This window comes from Paenibacillus sp. GYB004 (assembly GCF_036577605.1).
Classification (GTDB): domain Bacteria; phylum Bacillota; class Bacilli; order Paenibacillales; family NBRC-103111; genus Paenibacillus_AB; species Paenibacillus_AB oceani.
The window spans coordinates 1-21,755 of record NZ_JARBDB010000012.1 but is presented as its reverse complement, the minus strand read 5'-3'; the positions used below and the strand labels follow the sequence as shown (position 1 = coordinate 21,755).

21 protein-coding genes are annotated in these 21,755 nt (G+C 54.0%); 12 read left to right on the top strand and 9 right to left on the bottom strand.

Annotated elements, in window-relative coordinates; genetic code table 11:
• Positions 1–10 precede the first annotated feature (10 nt).
• The gene (locus PV433_RS08015; protein ID WP_332071665.1) at positions 11–1,303 is read left to right on the top strand and encodes an ABC transporter substrate-binding protein; all 1,293 of its coding nucleotides are present in this window, start codon (positions 11–13) and stop codon (positions 1,301–1,303) included.
• A gap of 26 nt (positions 1,304–1,329) precedes the next feature.
• On the top strand, positions 1,330–2,106 hold the full coding sequence (locus PV433_RS08010) for a DUF3891 family protein (RefSeq protein ID WP_332071664.1): 777 nt from the start codon (positions 1,330–1,332) through the stop codon (positions 2,104–2,106).
• A gap of 248 nt (positions 2,107–2,354) precedes the next feature.
• On the opposite strand, the gene PV433_RS08005 is transcribed toward PV433_RS08010, so the two are convergent.
• Positions 2,355–2,681: a YnfA family protein gene (locus tag PV433_RS08005; protein ID WP_332071663.1), complete on the bottom strand. Its 327-nt coding sequence runs from the start codon at positions 2,679–2,681 to the stop codon at positions 2,355–2,357.
• Between the two features lie 308 nt (positions 2,682–2,989).
• Between PV433_RS08005 and cyoA the strand changes: the two genes are divergently transcribed.
• The 4 genes from cyoA (at position 2,990) to cyoD (ending at position 6,926) form a co-directional block, all read left to right on the top strand.
• The gene (cyoA, locus tag PV433_RS08000) at positions 2,990–3,916 is read left to right on the top strand and encodes a ubiquinol oxidase subunit II (protein ID WP_442951489.1); all 927 of its coding nucleotides are present in this window, start codon (positions 2,990–2,992) and stop codon (positions 3,914–3,916) included.
• 65 nt (positions 3,917–3,981) lie between these two features.
• A complete protein-coding gene (locus tag PV433_RS07995; RefSeq protein WP_332071662.1) occupies positions 3,982–5,970 on the top strand; it encodes a cbb3-type cytochrome c oxidase subunit I in 1,989 nt (662 codons plus the stop codon).
• 4 nt (positions 5,971–5,974) lie between these two features.
• A complete protein-coding gene (gene cyoC / locus PV433_RS07990; protein WP_332071762.1) occupies positions 5,975–6,586 on the top strand; it encodes a cytochrome o ubiquinol oxidase subunit III in 612 nt (203 codons plus the stop codon).
• Position 6,587: 1 nt separating this feature from the next.
• Positions 6,588–6,926, top strand: coding sequence for a cytochrome o ubiquinol oxidase subunit IV (gene cyoD, locus PV433_RS07985; protein WP_332071661.1), 339 nt, complete (start codon positions 6,588–6,590; stop codon positions 6,924–6,926).
• Positions 6,927–7,017: 91 nt separating this feature from the next.
• Here cyoD and pdxR read toward each other — a convergent pair whose 3' ends face one another.
• Entirely contained in the window at positions 7,018–8,454 is a 1,437-nt protein-coding gene (gene pdxR, locus PV433_RS07980) for a MocR-like pyridoxine biosynthesis transcription factor PdxR (protein ID WP_332071660.1), read from the bottom strand.
• A 262-nt stretch (positions 8,455–8,716) separates the two neighbouring features.
• Between pdxR and PV433_RS07975 the strand changes: the two genes are divergently transcribed.
• Positions 8,717–9,694, top strand: a complete 978-nt coding sequence (locus PV433_RS07975) for a carbon-nitrogen hydrolase family protein (RefSeq protein WP_332071659.1) — start codon at positions 8,717–8,719, stop codon at positions 9,692–9,694.
• A 190-nt stretch (positions 9,695–9,884) separates the two neighbouring features.
• Positions 9,885–10,436, top strand: coding sequence for a hypothetical protein (locus PV433_RS07970; protein WP_332071658.1), 552 nt, complete (start codon positions 9,885–9,887; stop codon positions 10,434–10,436).
• Between the two features lie 147 nt (positions 10,437–10,583).
• Here PV433_RS07970 and PV433_RS07965 read toward each other — a convergent pair whose 3' ends face one another.
• The 7 genes from PV433_RS07965 to PV433_RS07935 all read right to left on the bottom strand — a co-directional run bounded on the left by PV433_RS07965 (position 10,584) and on the right by PV433_RS07935 (position 18,547).
• Positions 10,584–12,419 (bottom strand): FAD-dependent oxidoreductase, encoded by a 1,836-nt coding sequence (locus PV433_RS07965; RefSeq protein WP_332071657.1) that lies wholly within the window; start codon positions 12,417–12,419, stop codon positions 10,584–10,586.
• 148 nt (positions 12,420–12,567) lie between these two features.
• Complete coding sequence (locus PV433_RS07960; protein WP_332071656.1) at positions 12,568–13,374, bottom strand: metallophosphoesterase family protein; 807 nt, start codon at positions 13,372–13,374, stop codon at positions 12,568–12,570.
• 369 nt (positions 13,375–13,743) lie between these two features.
• The gene (locus PV433_RS07955; RefSeq protein ID WP_332071655.1) at positions 13,744–14,550 is read right to left on the bottom strand and encodes a histidinol-phosphatase; all 807 of its coding nucleotides are present in this window, start codon (positions 14,548–14,550) and stop codon (positions 13,744–13,746) included.
• Positions 14,551–14,737: 187 nt separating this feature from the next.
• The gene (locus PV433_RS07950) at positions 14,738–15,640 is read right to left on the bottom strand and encodes a LysR family transcriptional regulator (protein ID WP_332071654.1); all 903 of its coding nucleotides are present in this window, start codon (positions 15,638–15,640) and stop codon (positions 14,738–14,740) included.
• A gap of 32 nt (positions 15,641–15,672) precedes the next feature.
• Complete coding sequence (locus tag PV433_RS07945) at positions 15,673–16,062, bottom strand: VOC family protein (protein ID WP_190929023.1); 390 nt, start codon at positions 16,060–16,062, stop codon at positions 15,673–15,675.
• A 243-nt stretch (positions 16,063–16,305) separates the two neighbouring features.
• Positions 16,306–17,862 (bottom strand): sensor histidine kinase, encoded by a 1,557-nt coding sequence (locus PV433_RS07940; protein ID WP_332071653.1) that lies wholly within the window; start codon positions 17,860–17,862, stop codon positions 16,306–16,308.
• Positions 17,852–18,547, bottom strand: coding sequence for a response regulator transcription factor (locus PV433_RS07935; RefSeq protein WP_332071652.1), 696 nt, complete (start codon positions 18,545–18,547; stop codon positions 17,852–17,854). Before PV433_RS07935 ends, PV433_RS07940 begins: the two co-directional genes overlap by 11 nt.
• A gap of 264 nt (positions 18,548–18,811) precedes the next feature.
• Here PV433_RS07935 and PV433_RS07930 point away from each other — a divergent pair, with 264 nt between their 5' ends.
• The 4 genes from PV433_RS07930 to PV433_RS07915 all read left to right on the top strand — a co-directional run.
• Positions 18,812–19,414, top strand: a complete 603-nt coding sequence (locus PV433_RS07930; protein ID WP_332071651.1) for a YitT family protein — start codon at positions 18,812–18,814, stop codon at positions 19,412–19,414.
• Between the two features lie 259 nt (positions 19,415–19,673).
• Complete coding sequence (locus PV433_RS07925; protein ID WP_190929027.1) at positions 19,674–20,129, top strand: chemotaxis protein CheX; 456 nt, start codon at positions 19,674–19,676, stop codon at positions 20,127–20,129.
• Positions 20,130–20,274: 145 nt separating this feature from the next.
• A complete protein-coding gene (locus tag PV433_RS07920; protein ID WP_332071650.1) occupies positions 20,275–21,312 on the top strand; it encodes a transposase in 1,038 nt (345 codons plus the stop codon).
• A gap of 109 nt (positions 21,313–21,421) precedes the next feature.
• On the top strand, positions 21,422–21,755 hold a 334-nt coding region (locus PV433_RS07915; RefSeq protein WP_442951491.1), incomplete at its 3' end, for an IS66 family transposase.

The window sequence follows — 21,755 nt, the reverse complement described above, 5'->3', positions numbered from 1 at the left end:
GGGGAGCAAAATGAACCGCACAATAGGAAAAGTAATGTTGGCAGCGCTCGCAGTCGCTTTGCCGGCCGCCGCTTGCAGCAAAGCAGCCGAACCTGCGGAGACGAAGCCTCAGACCGCCGCTCCGGCTGCCGCGGAGCCCTTGGTGCTCGGAATGCTGGGCAAGCCGGATGCCGGCATCGTCAAAATGCTGGAAACGAAATTTCCGGACATTCCGATCAAAGCCGTCTCGATCGATCCGAAGGCGATGGAGCAATGGGTGAGCGGCGGCGGCATGCCCGATCTGCTGCTTGATGTCGAGCGCATATCCATCCCTCCGTATCTCCTGGACCGGATTCAGCTGGACTTGAGCCCGTATATCAAAAAATCGAATCTTCCGCTCGACCGGTTCGAGCCGGGGCTGATCGACCATATCCGGGCGTACGGGGACAAAAATCAAATGTACGCGCTGCCTGTAACCCGGTATTTATACGCCCTATACTATAACAAAGACGTGTTCGATAAGCTGAACGTCCCGTATCCGACGGACGGCATGAGCTGGGAGCAAATTTTGAAATTGGCCGAATCGGCGACGCGCTCGGTCGACGGGATCACTTACCGGGGACTCGACCCGATGATGAGCGAATTCGGCCTGGTCAGCCTGATCGACCAGTTTTCCCTGAATGCGGTTGATCCGGCTACGAATCAAGCTTCCGTCTCGACGGATCGATGGCAGGGCATGGTGAGCCTGCTCCGCAGCATTTACGATATTCCCGGCAACCGGCCGGAGACGAAGTCGCTGCGCAAGCCGGACGATTTTCTGGCCAGCGGGAAAGTGGCGATGGCGCTCGGCATCGATCCGTCCGCCTTGTCCGGCATGAAGGGCAGTATCGATATCGTCACCTACCCGACCTTGCCGGACAAACCGGGCGTCGGTCCCGGCACCCGTACGTTAAACGCGATGATTACCGCCGGGTCCAAGCAGAAGGATAAAGCGTTCGAGCTGATCACGTATCTCGTCTCTCCGGAGGCGCAGTTAATGATGTCCGCCAGAGGGTTCGGAACGGTTTTAAGCGATCCCGCAATCATGAAAGCTTACGCTTCGGACGTACCGGCGCTAAAAGGCAAAAACGTTCAAGCTTTCTTTAAAAACAAACTGCCGCAAATCGGAGTGATCAGCCCGTACGAAGTGCTGGCGCTGCCAGTCCTGTACAGCGCCGTCCCGGAGCTGGTGACGGCTCCCGATCCGAAGCCGGTATTGCAGCAGATCGACACGGCCATGAACGGGCTGATCCGGGCGGAGACGGCCAAGCAGGTTAAAAAATAGACGATAGCGAACAGGAAGTGAACAAGATGATCGTACGTTGCACAGAACACCAGCTCGTAATGACCACGCAGCACGATCATGCCCGGTTGTCGGGAGACATCGCCAGAGCATTCGGCCCTTTTTTGGAAGGCGATCCTTATCTGGAGGATGCGCTGGTTGCCGTGTATCAGCACGATATCGGCTGGGTGCGGCTGGATGAGACGCCCGTATGGAACGATCGCGTCTCGCTTCCGTTTTCCTTCACGGATTATCCGCTGCTGCCGAAGCTCACTCACTATACGTTCGGACTGGACCAGGTAGAGAGCATGAATCCGTATGCCGCTCTGCTGTGCAGCATGCACTATTGTTCCTTCAGCGTATTCCAGGACAGCGCGGTAGAGGCTTGTATCGACTTCACGCGGCACGAACTCGAAAGGCAGCGGCGGATTAGTGCCGGGCTTGGACTAATGAATCGGGAGGAGCTCTTGATGCAGCTCCAACTGCTTCAATTATGCGACCGCATCTCCTTGTACGTATGCATGAACGAGCCGGGGGTGGCCAAAGAAAAGGAACATCCGTGGTATAAAGCGGGCTTTAGCGATTCCGAGCGGTTTAGTCCCAAGGGGGACACCCGTCTGACGGCCGGGTGGATAAGCGATACGGAAATTGAGCTGACTCCCAATCCGTTCGAGCACACGTTCCGCACCGAAATCATCCAGAGAACCATCGATAGACGTCACATCGAACAGGTCGGGATCGCGGAAGCGTACGCTCATTCGGAGCCAGTCGTCCGGGAGATTGTATTTGCGGGGCGGAACGGATAAAAAAGAAGTGAAGCCTGTCTGGACCGCTCCCTCCCGTCAATCGTTGCGGATCTGTGAAAATGGACGGTGCAAAAAGAACGGGAATGGCGGGTGCTGGAAAACATCGCCTTGAAGCGGGCGGGCCGACGCGCACGAGCATATAAAACCGAACAAGATCACCCTTTTCCGGTGCATATGGGGCCTTCGCGGAACCCCGATGCGGGAAAAGGGTGTTTTTGGCGTTACCAGAGATCGGCTGCAGCTCGAAGTCAGCCTCTAGGCGCCCACAGCATGATGGATACCCCGGCGACACAAACCGCAGCCCCGATCCAGTCGTACATATCGGGCGTTTTTTTATCGACAAACCATCCCCACAAGACGGCGAGAACGACAAACACACCGCCATAAGCCGCGTATACCCTCCCGAACGACGGAAAGCTTTGCAGCGTCGGAATGATGCCGTACAGGATAAGGATCAGGCTTCCGGCCACGCCATACCAGTACGACCTGGACTCCCGCAGCCAAAGCCAAACCAGATAACCCCCGCCAATCTCGGCAAGCCCCGCGATCACGAAAATGAATATTGCAGTCAACACGGTGGTGTCCCCTCTTTCGTTATGGAATCTCCTTGAATGAAACCGGGCTTATTTTTTAGAAAAAGTATAGAAGAAATGAGGAGACAGAGCAAGCGAAGCATCGGCCGCCGGTGCTGCAACGGGTGTGCACGAATGATCGATAGTCTGTCGGACTCGTTTGCCGGTTTTTGGATCATCCCATGTTTTGGATCATTTGTTTCGATTCGTTGAACTTGGCCGGTACGGGGACGCTTTCAGCGGCTGGTGACGGGAATCACAATCCCGGGCTAAAGTGAGATAGGATTCAAAGTCGACAGGAGTTGAAAACATTGAAACTACCCAAAGCGATTCGTAGCGCAGGCGCCTTCATGATGTTCGCGCTGCTGTTGCTCGCGGCCACCGGCTGCACCGAAAACATCATCGTGCTGAACCCGAAAGGACCGATCGCCGCTCAGCAGCGGGATCTGATGGTTTTCTCGACGATTCTGTGCAGCATCGTGATCGTTCCCGTTCTGATCATGACGGCGGTCATTATTTGGCGGTACCGCGACAAGAAGGGGAGAGCGGCGAAGTATACGCCGAACTGGGAGCACAGCACCAAGCTCGAGGTTACGTGGTGGAGCATTCCGATCGCGATCATTCTAACGCTGGGAATTGTGACGGCGAAGGCTACGTATGCCCTGGAGCCGTCCAAGCCGTTGGCGTCGGATCGGGAAACGATGGTCGTCCAAGTGACCTCGCTCGACTGGAAATGGCTGTTCCAATATCCGGAGCAGGGCATCGCGACGATCAATGAGTTGAAAATTCCGGAGGATGTGCCGGTCCGTTTCGAGATCACGGCCGATTCCCCAATGAACTCATTCTGGATTCCGCAGCTCGGCGGACAAATGTATGCAATGTCCGGGATGGCGATGAAGCTCCACCTGCAAGCCGACGAGCGGGGGACCTACTGGGGATCGGGCGCCAATTTCACCGGCAAAGATTTTGCCAAAATGTATTTTGACGTAGAAGCGACCACGCAGGAGGAATTTGACAATTGGGTGAGCCAGGTGAAAGCAACCTCGCCTGCTCTTACGATGGATGGCTATGAGCAGCTCGTGAAGCCGGCCGCATCGGAGGCCAAGACGTTTTCTTCGTTTCCGGAAGGATTGTTCGAGATGACGGTCACCAAGTACGCCTCGTCGCACCATCACGGCTTGTCCGCGAAAGAGCAGCAGCCGGCGGAGGAGCATCGGTCGAAAGGCCATCATCAATAGAAAAGATTCGGTCGTGGGTGAACGACAAATCCCGTGCGGAGTCTATGTAAGGAGTGATAGTTGCTATGTGGGAGAAAGTGAAGAGCTTTGCCGCGGATTTCTTCGTTACCGGCGATCCGTTAATATACGGTGCGGATGTCAGCATCGTACTAACGGTAGCAGCCATCGTATTCGTCTTAACGTATTACAAAAAATGGGGCTGGCTGTGGCGCGAATGGCTCACGACGGTCGATCATAAAAAAATCGGCATCATGTACATTTTGTCCGCATTCCTGATGCTGTTCCGCGGAGGGGTGGATGCGCTCCTGATGCGGGCGCAGCTGGCCGCTCCGGAGATGAGCTTCCTGACGCCGGAGCATTACAACCAGATCTTTACGACGCATGGCGTCATTATGATTTTGTTTATGGCCATGCCGTTTATGTTCGGCTTGTTTAACGTCATCGTGCCGCTGCAGATCGGGGCGAGAGACGTCGCCTATCCGTTTCTGAACGCGCTGAGCTTCTGGCTTTTTTTCTGGGGGGCGATGCTGTTTAATCTGTCCTTCGTCATCGGCGGGCCGCCGGATGCGGGCTGGCTTGCCTATCCGCCTTATTCGGAGAAGATGTTTACTCCGGGCGTCGGGCAAGACTTCTACATTTGGGGCATCCAGATTTCCGGGATCGGCAGCCTGATGACCGGGATCAACTTTATCGTGACGATCCTGAAAATGCGCACGCCCGGCATGAAGCTGATGAAGATGCCGATGTTTTCCTGGTCGGTATTGTCGAGCTGTATCGCGATCATTTTTTCTTTCCCGATCCTGACCGGCACGCTGGCGCTGCTGTTCCTCGACCGGTATGCCGGGGCGCACTTCTTCACGCTGGACGGCGGCGGCAATCCGATGATGTATATCAATCTCATCTGGATGTGGGGACATCCGGAAGTGTATATTATCGTCCTGCCCGCCTTCGGGATTTTCTCGGAGATCGTAGCCACGTTTTCGAAGAAAAAGCTGTTCGGCTACAAATCGATGGTGTACGCGATGATGATCATCAGCGTCCTGTCGTTTCTCGTATGGGCGCATCACTTCTTCACGATGGGTTCGGGAGCGGACGTCAACGCCTTCTTCGCTCTAACCACGATGCTGATTGCGATTCCGACCGGCGTGAAAGTGTTCAACTGGCTGTTTACGATGTTCCGCGGCAAAATTACGTTCGAAACGCCGATGCTGTGGACCGTCGGTTTTATTCCTTGTTTTGTGATCGGCGGGATGACGGGCGTGCTCTTGTCGGTAGCGCCGGCGGATTTTCAGTTCCACAACAGCTATTTCCTGATCGCTCATTTCCATCAGGTCATTATCGGCGGAGTCGTATTCGGCTATTTTGCCGGCTTGTATTACTGGTGGCCGAAGATGTTCGGCTTTAAGCTGAACGAGCGGATCGGCAAATGGGCGTTCTGGTTTTGGAATATCGGCTTCTACCTGTGCTTTATGCCGCAATATGTCGTCGGGCTGATGGGCATGACGCGCCGGGTCGCCTCCTACGGATGGGACAAGGGCTGGTGGGAGATGAACCTCGTCTCCACGATCGGCGCAGGCTTGATGGGGATCGCTTTCCTGTTTCAGGTATGGCAGATCATGCATAGCGCCAAACGGTACAAAGCGAATCTGGATACGACGGGAGATCCGTGGAACGGACGGACGCTGGAATGGTCGATCCCATCGCCGGCACCCCATTATAACTTCGCCGTGCTCCCGCAAGTGTCCGAGCAGGACGACTGGTGGGAGAAGAAGCAGAGCCGCGAACGGGGAGAACCGGTTCGGCACGATTCGCCGAAGCTGGAGCCGATCCATATGCCGCGCAACTCGGGGACCCCCTTTGTGATGTCGCTCTGCTGGTTCGTCGCCGGATTCGGGTTCGTATTCGACTGGACCTGGTTTGTCGTTGCAGGTTTGGCCGGCGTTGCGCTGTGTATGATCGCTCATTCGTTTAACTACAATACCGATTATTACATCCAGGTCGACGAAATCGAGCGCACGGAAGCTCATGCAAGGAGGGGACAAGCAGGTGGGTAAAGGTATGGATACCGTCCAATCTGCCGGATTGCCGGGGGAGGCTCACGAGCATCATCTGGATCTGGAAGGAATGCGCACGTTCGGATTTTGGATTTATCTGATGACAGACGTTATCTTGTTCGGAACGTTTTTCGCCACATACATCGTCCTTCAGGGCAATACGAACGGAGGTCCGGGTCCCGCCGATTTATTCCGGATCGGAGACGTCATCGTCAGCACGTTCATCCTGCTGACCAGCAGCTATACGTGCGGTCTGGCGCTGCTTGCGATGAACAAAGGAAACAAGCGGGCGCTGCTTGGCTGGCTCGGCGTCACGGCCTTGCTCGGCATCGCGTTTCTGGGGCTTGAGATCGGCGAATTCGCTCATATGGTGAGTGAAGGCGCGACGATGGGGACGAGCGCTTTCTTATCGGCTTTTTATACGCTGGTGGGGACGCACGGCATTCACGTAACGATCGGAATCGTCTGGATGGCCGGGGTTATGCTCCAAATCTCGAGGCGCGGCATTACGCCGGTGACGAAGCGTAAAGTGAATATCATCAGCTTGTTTTGGCACTTTCTGGATGTGGTCTGGATTTTCGTTTTTACGGTCGTGTATTTAATGGGGGTGAGCTAAGATGGCGCAGACGAATCAGGCCACACATGCGGATCATGCGGAATCGGAGTCACACGGTTCGTTCCGGTCGTACACGCTCGGTTTCCTGTTCTCGCTCCTTTTGACCGTTATTCCGATTGCAATCGTGCTGAACGGCTGGCTGGAGGGGACGGCAAACGCGCTCACGCTGATGGCGGCTGCGATCCTGCAATTTATTGTGCAGCTGTTGTTCTTCATGCATTTGCGGGAAGAGAGGAAGCCGCGTTACAATCTGATCACGCTGCTTCTCGGTCTGGTCATTCTGCTCGTGATCGTGGCCGGGTCGATGTGGATTATGATGTATAATACGGTTGCCGTGTAAAAAGACAAACAGGTTAGCATTGGGGAAGCCGATGCTAACCTGTTTGCAATGAAGATCGCGGGCTGAAGCTTCCTCCTACCACCTTCAGCCCTTATCCGAGAACCGCCCGAAGCGCTGCGGCAAACTTCATAATCCCCGGTCCTATTTGCTGTTCTCCTGCTCTCGCATACGTAAACCGCACATAACCGGAATCCGAGCCGTAGACGCTGCCCGGCACGAAGATGACGCCCCGGCGGATCGCTTCCTCCAGCAGCTTGCCGTCATTGACCTCCGGCTTCACTTTGCACCAGAGATGCAAGCCTCCCCGCGGAACCGTAAACTTCACCAGATCTCCCAGTTCTGCGCGAATCGCTTCGATCAGCAAATCCCGCTTATACAGAAGCCGCAAACGCAGCCGCTCCAGATGAGGCGCAAAATAGTCCGAGTTTAAAAATTGCGAAGCAAGCTTCTGCGGGACGACGCTGAGCCCGAAATCCATCTGCTGTCTGGCATCGGCCAGCCGCTCGACAACGGAATGAGGCGCGACCAGCCAGCCGACGCGCAAGCCGGACGCCGCCATTTTCGAGAACGATCCGATATACAGCACAGAGCCAAGCGTATCGATCGACTTGATCGGCGGGGGAGGCGTTTGCTCGTAGGCGGTCAGGCTGAAAGGATCATCCTCGACGATCGGAAGGCCTAGCTCGCTTACGAGATCCAGCAACCGCGCACGGCGTTCGGGGTCGAGAACCGCGCCGGTCGGGTTTTGAAAATTGGGGTTAAGAAACACCATTTTGATCCGGTGTTTTTTGTACAGCGCCCGAATGTCCTCCGGCTTGATTCCTTTGGAATCGACTGGCAGACGGAACAACCGGAGGCCGGCCGACTGGAACATCGGGAGCGAATAACAGTAGGAAGGGTCTTCGATCGCAACGGCATCGCCGGGAGACAGCAGGCACTGGGTGATCAGGTACAAAGACTGCTGGGAGCCCGAAGTGACGAGGATGGAAGATTCCGTCGTTTGGATCTGTCTGTATTTGTGCAGATACGATACTAACGATTGCCTCAGCGGGGTATAGCCATGCGGGTTGTCGTAACCCAGGTAAGAATTAAAGTGATTTCCGCTCAACAGCGAATTGATCTCCTCTACAGGCGACAAGTCCCCTTCAAGCTCGCCGCTGGCGAAGTCGATCAGGGACGGGTTATGTCCCAGCGCTTCCCGGATCCGGCGCAGAAAAGGCACATTGGGCAAAAAGCTCCCGCCTTCGGCATACCGGCTCCAGTTCGGCGTATGTTTGGGAGTCGCTCCCCATTTATATTTGCTTACTCTCGTTCCGCTTCCAGACCGGCTCTCGATAATGCCAAGCGACCGGAGCTCGGCGTAAGCCAATATGACGGTGCTGCGGTTCACTCCCAATTGCTCCGCCAATTTCCGTTCCGAAGGAAGGAGGCTGCCAGGCGGAAATTCCCCGTAAGAGATTCTCCGTTCGAGATCGTCGGCAATTTGCTGGTAGATCGGCTGGCCGTTCGAACGATCCGGTGTCCACATGGTCTGCACCTCCTGGGCTTAAGTTTAGAATGAAACTATATGGTGATTTTTATCATACCATTTGCGCCCCGTTTTTTTATAATAAACCTGACAAAATCTCTATCAATCTGTTGAACATGGAGGGTCTGTTTCGGATGAAGCGGATGGTACGATTCCCGCCGGTTTGGATGGTTCGTTTTTAGGCTCTGTCGTATATCATAGTAAATAGATAGGAATTGAATACGGAGCCGGAAGCCTATCCGGAGCTCAAGGGGATGATGGAATGAAGGAACGTATCGCCGCCCGTGTTGCTGTAGTCCAAGCCGCTCCCGTCCTTTTTGACAAGAAATCCGCCATGGATCAAATCATAAGCAAGTCGAAGGAAGCGGCGGCGCAAGGAGCGAACCTTATCGTATTTCCCGAAGTATTTCTATCGGGGTATCCGAGAGGATTATATTTCGGGACGCGGGTCGGCAGCCGGGAGGCCAGCGGCAGGCAGGACTGGCAGCGATACTGGAGCAGCGCGATCGAAGTGCCGGGGGAGGAGACGGATCTTCTCGGCGAGCTGGCCGAAGAGCTGGGCGTTTATTTGATAATCGGCGTCGTGGAGCGGGATCGGGAGTATAGCGGCGGAACGTTGTACAACTCGATCCTCTACATCGGGCCGGACGGCAACGTTCAGGGCAAACACCGCAAGCTGGTGCCGACAGGCTCCGAGCGTCTGTTATGGGGACAAGGGGACGGCAGCACGCTGACGGTGATCGACACCCCTTACGGCCGGATTGGAGGGCTGATCTGTTGGGAAAATTATATGCCGCTCGCCCGGACGGCGTTGTACGCCCAAGGCATCGATATTTTCATCACCCCGACGGCGGACGCCCGGGATACGTGGCAAGCGACCTTGCGCCACATCGCGTGCGAAGGCCGGTGCTTCGTCGTTTCCAGCAACCAATATGCGACCAAAGCTTCGTATCCCGCCGATCTGGCCTGCTATGACGACATTCGGGACGCCCCCGACGTGTTGAGCAGAGGCGGCAGTACGATCGTCGGCCCGCTCGGGGAATATATCGTGGAACCTTTATACAACGAGGAAGGCCTATTGTATGCAACGCTCGACCTTTCTCTGGTCACGCAAAGCCGGTATGACTTCGATGTCGTCGGCCATTACAGCCGCCCCGACGTCTTTCAATTAACCGTGAACACGAAAAAACAGCGTATCGTCCGTCAGGAGGAGAAGTCCCCTTCGTGCAGCGACTCGTAACCGGTTCGGCCCCTTGCTGTGGAGCAGGGGGCTTTTTGCCGGTTTTATGCAGGGAGGGAAGCAGTCTGGAAAAGAGGTGAGGATTTATAAGTAGGAATCGATTATAATGAAAATAATCATGTGGGAATATATACCAGTGTTAGGTAATGAAGATCGCTCCTGCCGGTCTTTGTATCAGAAGGGGGAACGTATGAAACATATTATTATCATTTGCATCGTATTGACGGCCGTCGTACTATCGGGCTGCACAGGCGATCCGGGGTTTCGGTCGCCGGAGGAAGCGATGGCCGGAGCGGGGATTCAAACTAAAGGAATATTGAAACAAATCGAGCTTCAAGACGCCGTGCTGATCTTCTACCAGAAGAAGGAACCCGTTAAGGATGTTCATGTCGGAGCAGGTTTGGTGCGTAAAAAGAAGGGCAGCTGGACTTGGATGAACGGTTCGGAGGTACAGCGCTTGACAGAGGCTCCGGTCACTTACGGATGGACCAATCTGGATAAAATGAATCAAGCGGGCAGCGGCTACCATATGTACTGGGGAATCGTCAATCAGGAGAACATCGCCAAGCTGCATATCAAGCAGAGACAAGGCTGGGGGACGGATGCCGATGCCGAGCTGCTGGACACAGGGCTTGGATACCGGATCTGGTATCTGGTCCTGGATGAGTATTACGGCACCGTGCCGGGTGTGGATATGATCGGTTATTCGGCTGGCGGAGAGGTTGTATACAAGTACGAGTAAGGCAAATGGAACGAAGCTTCCTACGGGGCGGGACCCAATGGGGACGAATATACGATGGCCGGAGTGAAATAACATACGACAAAAAAAGAAAGAAGCCGACTCGGGGACCGAGAGGCTTCCGGTAGAGCTTTTATCATGAAACGCGCGTTAGGCTGGCGGCGCCAGAGGAGCCAATTCGTCGCTGTAGATCGTAATGATCCGGTTCAGATTGTCCCAATACGTCTTGTAGCCGAACAGATCGCTGATCTCCCGCAAGTTGACGAGAATGCGGTTGTTCAAAATATGAATCGGCGCGGCGATCGTCCTCAGCCGTTCCGGGTCGGTTGCCAGCTTGTATTGAATCTCGTTTTTGTCCAGATCGATCCGGATCTGCCGGGCGCCGAAGGCGTGCATCAGCTCTTCGACGGGCGTCCACGTCTTGCCGTCGACGATGACGGGTTTGTGGGCGGTAAATTTAATCTCGTTGTTGTTGAAATAAACGGTGATGAACGGCAGCGTACGGGCCTGGTTATTGCCTAGCAGCGTAATATGGCCTTTGTTCAGCTCGGCGATGTCCGATTCGGACAACCCGGTAATTTTGCTGTTGCCGCGGCCGGGCTGGAGTTCGATCCCGTAGGTGTCCTTCATCTCCTGTTGGAAAGAGGCCATGATGTTCTGCGTTACTGCCTTCAGGCCGATGTCCGTCCCTTCGAGCCGGGCGAGCAGGATGCCGATACTCTCCGCTGCCAGCGCGCCGTTCGGCTGAATCCGGGCGCTTCCGTAAGCGACGGGAGTCGCTCCGACCAGCTTGCCGGTCAGGATGACGTTGTCCGCATCTTTCAGCAGATAGCTGCGAAGCGGGATGCCATACTTGTCCGGCCGTCCGATCGCGAATCCTTCCCGGTTGGAACGTGACCCTTGGATATCGATGAAATAACCTCCGACGCTGACATTGTCCCAGTACATCTGACCGCTCAGCAGATCGGAAGCCTCAAGTGTATATTCAGTCGGATAATGGTTGTATTCGCGAATATACAAATAACCGGGCTCGCCGTTCAGCTCGATATTTTGAAAGCCGGTGATATGCTGCTTCAGATGGTCGCGGATACGCGGCATCTCTTCCTTAGCATAGTCCATCGCCCGCTTGACCGTTTGCGGATCGCTGGGGTCGACATCGTATACTTGAAGCGCGTTAATGATAATATCTCCGTCTTTTTGGTTGAGGATATTCAATCCGCGCAAGTTCACCTTGTCCGGATTTTTCGGTTCGTATCGGGCTACGATCGGCGGGAAGCCGTAGGCGATATTGGCGTCTACATACGTCTCCGGTCCGTACATCGTCATCCGCTCCGCCTTGTTCATTTTCCAAAACTGGCTGTAAAATTTCTCCCAGTCGACGCCCTTGAATTTCATCATGTAAGTGGCGCTCATATATTCCTTCTGGGGGCTCTGGTACAAAGCTTCCAGCCCCGGCAGCCGCTGCGCGCCGAGCAGGTCGACGAGCGCGCCGTTGTCGGTATTATCGACGAAATAATCGGCCTCTACCGTCTTCTCGCGGCCGCCGGACGTAACGTACTTAAGCGCCTTGACCGTTCCGTTCTCGGTGCGGGCTTCGCGCAACACGGCGTCCTTGGTGAGCGGAATCCCGCGGATCAGCCCGTTGAAGTACGCCTCGAAGTCGGCCTTTTTCCGGATATTCCCGGCGTAATAATCTTGAAACAGCTGTTTGATCGAGCCTTGCACGATCGAATTGCCTTTATCGTCAAACGTTTCGTCCAAGTATAACATTTCCCCTTGGAGCAATTGTCCCCCGACTCCTGCGGTCGGCTCCAGGATCGTGACGCGCAGCCCAAGCTCGTGAGCCCGCTTGGCCATATACATGCCTTCCAGCTCGGTTCCGATAATGACGAGATCGGCTTTGCCGCCCGTCTTGTACCGGTATCCCAGATAGGAGAGTGCCGCCACCAGCACAACCAGCGTTCCAATCCAAATCGTTTTTTTCACTCCATGCACTCCTTGCCGACGTTAGCGACGATTGCTGGTTTACAGCCTTATTGTACGAAAAAAAGCTTTCCCCGGCAACGGGTCCGCAAAATGGCGGATATGCTGCGGGGAAAGCTTCCAGCCAACGCTTACCGGACGAAGGGACCGGTCAGGGAGCTGCCGGCATCGCAGGCTGCGGCACGTCCGGGGAGCTGCCCGGAGACGAGCCGGGAACGGCGCCTTCATAGTAAGGGTACAAGGCATGGCGCAGTCCGTATTCGAACAAGTCGACGTCGGGCATCGAGAGGTCTTTGGCGATGGCGATGGCCCTGTCGATGTCATACGATATCCTCCGCAGTTGAACGGCGATATCGTTGCCGGACAAGTCGATTACGGCGTAGCTCGCTCTGTTGTCGCGGTCGAACGGGATGCCGACGCTGCCGCCGTTTACGACGGTGCGCCCCATTGCCTGTCTTACGAATGCATGATGCGTATGGGCGGTCAGGACGAGCTTCGTCTCTTCGTATTGATGCAGACTGTCCAACTGCTCCAAGGTCGCCCATGGATAGGTGATCTGAACGAAAGAGGATGCAGAAGCGTGATACAACTCCGTCTGAATTCCGTTCAAGGTCAACGCTTGTCCCATCGGCCAATGGGCGATCCAATGCTGCTGCTCGGCCGTTAACCGGGCACGGTCGTATTGGAAGGCGCGGTATTGCATATTTTCTTTGAAAGTTTCAGGTTTCCAGTCCGGGCTTTTGGGATACCGGGTAAACATATGATCGTAATTGCCGCGTACGGTTGCAAGCGGTTCGAGGGAACGCAGCAGTTCCACGCATTCGGAAGGTTGGGGTCCGCGCATGACGATATCGCCGAGAAATACGACTGCATCCGGGGCCATCCGTTTCATATCGTCAATAACCGCCTGGAAGGCAACCGCATTGCCATGGACGTCGGATAAGACGGCTAATCTCATGGTTTCACTCATTTCTTATGTAGGGTAGGGGAGACTCTTATTTTGGGATAAAGCCTATGTTCAGAAACTAATTATATCATCCAAATCAGATCTTACGAGCAATCGACAAATCGCAAAAAAAAGGACCCCTTGTCAACGGGACAGGGGCCTTACCAAAAGGTTTATATTAAAAAGGGGGTCTTGCTACTTATTATAACCCGTCTACATGATGAGAACGTGACAGAAATATTTCATTTGTGTAACAAAAACATAAAACAAGAGAAAAATGTACCCGGATTGCAGCGTCGTGTGACCGGACCATGTGCGTCCAGACCACGTACGCCCGGACCACTCCCGCCGGGAGTTTAACCTGGGCCGATAAATTATCGGTTACAGCTTAACGGCAACCGGGCCTTTTTGCCGGAAGTACACCCATTCCTTGAAGCCTATCTCTTTCAGGCGCTGCTTCACTAGCTCGAATTCGTCACCGACCCGGCTAGGTATATGGGCGTCGGAACCAAATGTGACGGATACGCCGTTGAAGAGGGCGCGCTCCAGAATTTCGTCGGACGGGTACCAGCCGCCGCAATGTTTCGTCTTGCCGGACGTGTTGATCTCGATGGCAAGGCCGTTCTCACCGATGATGCGCAGCGTATTCTCGACGGCTTCGGTTTGGATCGCCGAAAACTCCGGATAATATCCTTTCATCGCGTCGATATGGCCGAGAATTTGAAACATTCCGCTTTCGGCGGATTGGCGGATCAGATCGTAATACAGCTCCTTTTGCCGGACTTTCTCGTCTTTGGCGAGACCTTCCCACCGTTTCTTGTTGAAGATGCTGACCCCGTCGGAGCGGTGCACGGAGCCGATGATGTAGTCGAACGGATACCGCTCGTAGATTTGCCGGTAGATGTCCGTATGCTCGGGGAAAAAGTCCGATTCCACGCCAAGCAGCACCTCGATCCGATCCCGGTATTCTTCCTTTAGCGTCAGCACTTCAGTTACATATCGGGCGAATTCGCTCTTCGCCATCGCGATACCGGGCCATGGCTGCTCCTCTTCCTCCGCGAAGTAGGGAGAGTGGTCGGAGATGCCAATGACTTGCAGCCCTTCGGCGATCGCCGCCTCGATATAGCTGCGGATGACGCCTTCCGCATGTCCGCATCGGTCATGGTGGGTATGCAGGTCGAATTTCATGATAGCGTCCTCCTGAAAGCTTTGCATAAGCAAAGCTGGCATCGTAAGCATTAGCTGAGTTTTGCGTGAGCAAAACTGCATCGTAAGCAAAGCTGGCATCGTAAGCAAAACTGCATCGTAAGCATTAGCTGAAACGTTCCGTCTCATTGTGTCCAAACTAGCTGCCGTTCACTCCGGCGCGACCCGTCTATTCCGAGCCGACGAAGTTCGTCTCCGGCATTCCTTTCAAATCCAGCAAAAACTGGTGCATCGCGGAGTTTTTATATTTGCCCGCCTTCGTCATGACAGCGATCGGATGGGTCAGCTCAAGCTCGTTCACCTGGATCATCTTGAGCGTACCGAGCCGCAGCTCGTTGGCGATCGACAGCTTCGAGATGATAGCGGCGCCGAGGTTCAGCTCCACCATCCGTTTCACTTCCTCGCTGCTTGACAGTTCCATCACGATAGGGGGCTCGATCTTGTACATCTGGAATACGTGATCGACAAACCGCCTGCCCGCCGTCTCCGGCGAAAGCATAATAAACGGAATGTCTTTCAGCGCATCCACCGTCGTATGGGAGAGCTTCGACAACGGATGGCTCGGGGATACGACAAGTTCGAACGTATCGTAATAAAGCACCGACGTTTCCAGAGATGACGGTTTGTCGAACAAATACCCGATACCGATATCGATCGTTCCGTTCTCGACGCTGGTCATAATTTGCGAGGAGGTCATCGAGTGGATCGTCGTTTTAATAAGCGGATACTGGTTCTGAAAGTACGAAAGCACCCTGGGCAATATTTGCATAGCTAACGATGTGGTCGTACCCAGATGTATATGGCCTTGCGGCGTATGGTTCAAATCTTCAAGCCGCTGCCTCAGATCGCCGACCGTCTGCAGGATGCGCTCCGCATGTTCGAGAAAGATGAGGCCGCTGTCCGTGAGCGTCACCGGCTGATTGCGATCGACCAGAACCGTCCGGAATTCCTCTTCCAGACTTTTGATCTGCGCCGATACGGCCGGCTGCGTCAAATTCAGCAGCTCGCCCGCTTTCCGGAAGCTCATCGTCTTGGATATGGCGACCAGCGTCTCCAACTGGTTAATGTTCACGACTCACCTTCCTTTCCCGTTATCGTGATCCGTTAGGTCGCCGGCTGAAATAGCTCAAGCCATTCGCCGTCCGGACCGTAGAAAAACCGGTAGCGCGCTCCGTTCGGAAGCGTCGTAATGTCCGGGTCGATAAAGGTGACGCCGAGCTTCTCGATCCGGCTGATCTCCGCCTCAAGATCGTCGACGGTAAAGGCGATATGGTGCACCTTGCCTTCGGCCGGTAAGTTCCCGTTGTAACCTTCGACCAGCTCCAGCTCCGTTTCCTTAGCGCCCGGGGTTGCTAGAAAAGCCAGCTTTACCGTGCCGTTGCCGTGATCCAGCGTGCCCAGCAGCTCGAAGCCGACAATGTCTCTGTAAAATGCGATCGATTTCTCCATACTGGATACCATAATGCCGACATGCTCGATTTTCCGTACTGCCATCTTCAATTTCCTCCTGTTCGACGGGGACCGATAATGATGAATGCCGTAATTTTCGTCCTTTCCATTGTACCTTTTACATGGCGGCAGGAAAAGTCCCGCTTGAAAACATTTCCGCGGCGGCGCCCGCAATAAGCAGGAAACAAAATAAACAGCGGCTCCCCGCAGGAGAGCCGCCGCTTTGAAAATTCCGGCTTGGCCGGACGATCCAAGATTGCTGTATTTTTCTTTTTCCGATGTCCGTAGTTAACCGGCCAGCTTCAGCTTGACCCAGAAACGGATCTCGTCGCCTTCGCTCTCGGCCCAGATGTCGCCGCCGTGATAATCGATAATGCTTTTGGCGATAGCCAGTCCGAGTCCGGAGCCGCCCGTCTCCGACGACCGCGAAGCGTCGACGCGGTAGAACCGGTCGAACAGACGGTCCAAATCTTCCTGGGGCAGCGGCGTCCCGTTGTTGCTGATCCGCACCAGAACGTGATCCGCCTCGCGGAACAGCAGCACTTTGACTGTGCCGGGCTTGCGGCTGTACTTGACCGCGTTCGTGAGCAAATTATCGAACACCCGGATCATCTTATCGGCGTCTACGTTCACCTTCAGCTTCTCCGGAGGGAAGGCGCGCACCAGATTGAGCTCGTTGTCCTCGGCGTAGCTGACCATCTCCTCCAGCAGCTGCTCCAGCAGCTCGTTCATGTAGACGGCATCCAGCTTCAGCGTATCGCCCTTGCTGGACAGCTTCGTATATTCGAACAGGTCGTCGATCAGGCTTTTCAGCTTTTCCGATTTGCTGTAAGCAATGTTAAGGTACGTGTCCGCTTGCGCTTCGGATTCGTAATTTTTGTCCTTTAACAGCCGCAGATACCCCATAATGAGCGTTAAAGGCGTTCGCAGGTCATGCGAGACGTTCGTGATCAGCTCGGTTTTGGTTTGCTCCGCTCTCCGTTCCTCCTCGAGAGTCAGCTGAAGTTCGGCCGTCATCAGGTTGATGCTGGTCGCCAGCGATCCGAGCTCGTCCCTGCTTCGCGCTGCGACCCGGTAATTCAGGTTGCCTTTAGAGATTTCGCGCAATCCCCTTGCCAGCTCCTCGATGTATTTCATTTTATGTTTTGTGATCCAGAAGAACAGGAAAATAAACACGACGATCGCCAGCAAGTTCGGCATCGGGCTGCTTCCGCCCTTCATATAAACGATATTGGGGGAGGGCATCCCGGAGACGACCAGATACGCTTTTCTTTCATTCAGATCGATCGGATAAAAGCTGGAATATTCCTGATTCTGGTACCGCCGGTCATTGATTCGGACATCCATCGCATTGCGGATAATCCCGTGCAGATCGACCCGGTTTTCGGTAGCGCTCGGCGATTTGAACAGGACGAGGCCGTCCAGGTCGAGAACGAGTATTTTCAGGTTCGGGTAGGACTGGCTGTAGTCGTTAATGATGGCGGTAACCTTCTTCTCGGGAGCAGCCGCTGGGGGGACGGCAGAAGAACCGGCACTGCGGCTGGCTGCTTGCCGGGCCTCCTCGTATTCGTGGCCGATCCGGTCCAGAATCGACCGCGCCCGGTTGTCGATCTCATGAACGCCGTTCGTATAGTCGATTACCGGGTACTGGTTGGCGTTGGCGAACAGCGGCACGGTCAGGCTGCGTACGAGCAGGGCGGCCAGCAGGCAGAAAACGAAGGTTAGAATAAGCTGCAGCCGGATGCTGGATTCAAAGTGCCGCCGGACGAACAGGTAGATGTCGCGGACAAAGCCGAGCAGTACCGAAAACCAGTGTATGGGATTAAACAGCGACCTATTTTTCAATTTTGTAGCCGACCCCCCATACCGTCTTGATATACTTCGGCTGGCGCGGCGTCGTCTCCAGCTTCTCCCGTATTTTACGGATATGCACCATGACGGTATTGTCGGATTCGTAGAACATCTCGTTCCAGACCGACTCGTAAATTTTCTGGATGCTGAACACGATGCCGCGGTTGCGGGCGAGCAGTTCGAGGATGGCGAATTCGCGGGGGGTCAGCTTCACCTCGCGGCCTTCCACCTTCACTTCGTGCGTAGCCGTATTGATGATCAGATCGTCGATCTCGATCTCCTCCTCCAGCCTCGGGACGGCGACATTAAGCCGTTTGTAGCGGCGGAGCTGGGATTTGACCCGGGCTACGAGCTCCAACGGGTTGAACGGCTTCGTCATATAATCGTCGGCCCCGGTGCTCAGACCCATGATTTTGTCCATGTCCTGGCTTTTGGCGGACAGCATGATGATCGGCATATGTTTCTCTTCGCGAATCTTCATGCAGGCTTGAATGCCGTCCATCCGAGGCATCATGATATCCAGGATGATCAGATCGACTTCCTTCTGCTTCAGCACCTCCAGCGCTTCTTCCCCGTTGGATGCCCTTACCAGCACGAAGCCTTCGTTTTTCAAATAAATTTCGAGCAGGTCCAATATCTCTTGCTCGTCGTCCACGAGCAGTATCGTCTCTTGCGCCATAACCAATCGACTCCCATTCCATATCGTCGCGCGCGGCGCGCTTGTATACGGCCTCAGACGGGCTTGTTCCTTAAGCAGTCCGAAAAGCTGGCCCGGTCCTTGCGATACAAGAATACCACAACTGGCGGAAAACGCTGAATTCCGTCATGAAGCTCATTATAAATCCCATTTCTTAAGAAAGATCGCCCCCAGTTCTTAATTAATTCTTAACCCCATACATTAGAGGAGGACAGGATGTTCAGGATGTAGGAAGGAGGAACACGCGTGCAGCCGCTGCTTAGAATCGCCGCCGTTCTGATTGGCAGCGCCGCTTTGGCGTTTGGAGTGAATGCCTTTTTGGCACCGTATCGGCTCATCGACGGGGGGATGATCGGAATCGGGCTTCTTTTAAACTACCATTTTGGCCTGCTTCCCGGCATCACCGTTCTTCTTGTTAGCGCGCCTGTATTTGTCGGCGTGTTTTTTTATGATCGTGCTTTATTTATGAGCAGTGTGCACGGGCTGCTGGTGTCCTCGTTTTTTATCGATTTGTTCTCGCCGGCGAGCAACTGGTTTCGGCTGGGCATGCCGGTGCACGCCGTCCTCGGAGGGTGGCTGATCGGAGCGGGGGTCGGGACGATGCTGGCGTACCGGACGAATTCGGGAGGAACCGACCTGCTGGGGCAAATCGCATCGGACCGTACCGGAGTACCCGCTGCTTTATTCATTTTCATCCTCGACGCGGTTATTTTGCTGGCGGGCATAAGCGTCATTGGGGTAACCCGTACGCTGTTTTCGTTTGCGACTATCGTCATAGTGTTCGCTGCGACGCACCGGTACTCCGGACGTAAGCCTTTAGGACGAAGTATCCATTTGTTTTACAAATGAGCGGCTAAGGAATTTTAGGGTTTGCCGGCGAAATGGAAGGATGCCACTTTTCGAGTTTTTTCTACAAAAACCTTTGCTGGACTTGGGATTTGAGCGATCTGTCTCCAGCTATATACAGGCCCGAAAAACTGGAGTATAATGGGGAAAAAGTCCTTTTAGGTTGTTTCCGGGACGAGCCGCCGTTCGTTGGGACGGTTTTGTAAGCGCAGCCGGCGGATGAGAAAATCCGAGAATTTTGTCGAAAAGGGGACTCCGTGTAATGAAGGCCGAGTATATTAATCCGTTTTTGGAATCAGCGAGAATCGTGTTGGAGCAACTGATTAACGTGCGTCCGACGACCGGACAACTCGGGATTAAGGATGTTAAATTCGTTGAAAACCATATTTGGATCCAAATCGGCATGAGCGGGCAGATGGAAGGCGATATCGTATTCGGCCTGCACGAGGAAGTCGCCTTGAAGCTCGTATCGGCGATGATGGGCGGTTATCTGGTCACGCAGATGGACGAGATGTCGCAAAGCGCGATTTCCGAACTCGGCAATATGATCAGCGGCAACGCGAGCACGATTTTGTACAACCAGGGAGTGCGCGTCGATATTACTCCGCCGAAGCTGATTACCGAGGCCGGTCTTGATTTTACGCCGACCAAGGCGTTGACGATTCCGCTCATGATGGATCAGATCGGGCAGTTGGATATTAAGGTGTTTATTTCTTAAACGGACTTATAGGTATACATAAGCAATGGAGGGTGCCACGAGCTGGCATCCTTTTTTTTCTACGACTGACCAATTAACTAACAAGGTTTTCCGCAAACCTCTGTCGAAGTTATTAGCTACCCACTTTGACGGAGGTTCTTTCTCTATGCCACTACCGAAAAATCGTATCATGCCAAAAGATAAAATTTACTTCAGACCAGAATTTGAGCAATGCCTCCATTGCGGTGCGAAGCTGAAGAGAAGTCATACAGCTTGGAAGAAGAACATCTCCACTCTTCACGGAGTGATTCAGGCTTGGAGCATGGCTTATGCTTGTTCCAATGCGAGTTGCGAATATCAGAACACTTATTACAAGTCCGCAGAAGCAGATTCGCTCGCGATGAAACATACCTCTTATGGTTTTGACGTTCTCGTCCTTGTTGGTCAACTTCGTTTCAAGCACCACATGACCATTGCCGAGATCACCGAAGAGCTTACAGACCGAGGTGTTGCCACATCTGAACGAAACTCCCAACGTTTGTATGAGAGGTATTTAACGTTGCTGCGTTCTAGCGTCACGGATCATGTGAAGGAAGAACTGAAGCAAGTGGTAGCTACGCATGGCGGAATTATGATCTCCATGGACGGTGTGCAACCCGAAAAAGGAAACGAGACGCTGTATGTTGTCCGTGAGGTCTTCAGCGGCATCATTCTAGTTGCTAAAAGCGTAAAGAGCAGCAGTGCAGAAGAACTCAAAGAGCTCATCCAACCGGTCATCGATCTCGGCTTCCCCATCATCGGAATTGTTTCGGATGGCCAGCAGTCCATCCGTCTGGCCATGGAATCGTTACTTCCCGAAGTCCCGTATCAATACTGCCAGTACCACTACTTAAAGGACATCGCTAAACCTATTGTGGATCTAGATCGTAAGCTCAAGACCGGCATAAAGAAGAGTCTGCGGGGAATCCGGGAGATCGAAAGAAAACTCGACAAGAGCGCTACTGAAGAGTCCGAAGTCGTGAGGGATTACTTGGCAGCCATCCGTTCTGTACTCCTGGAAGATGGTAATCCTCCATTAGACTTGCCCGGTATTCGGATCTACGAAACCGCCGAGGTCATTCAGGCATCCTTACAAACCTGCCTGGATAAAAAAGGGGCCCTCGCTCCTCCAAAACGTATTCAGAATATTCAGCCAACTGAATGAATTCCGCGAGCTCTACGAAGAAATCAAGCGCTGGTCACAACCTTTACATCACGTGGCGAACATCTTGAGCCCCGCACTCGACCAAACCAGTGAGTCCGTACAGTTTCAAATGGAATGGCTCTTGAACTGGGTAGAGCAAACGTACACCAAAGAGTCTGACCAGCCTATGGTGAAAAACTTCATGAGCTACACAAAGGGCTTTTGGAAAGGGCTCTTTACCTGCTATGACCACCCACACCTTCCTCGCACCAACAACGATCATGAACGATTTTTCAGAAAGACGAAAACTCGTCACCGACGAATGACAGGATTAAGGAGCTGGAACGAATACATTATTCGCTCCGGCGAGTTTGTCGTGTTCGTTGATGACGCCCTCCGTCAGAAAGACCTCCTAGAACGTCTTCAAAGCGTCAGCTACCAAACTTTTCGGGAAGAACGAGTTC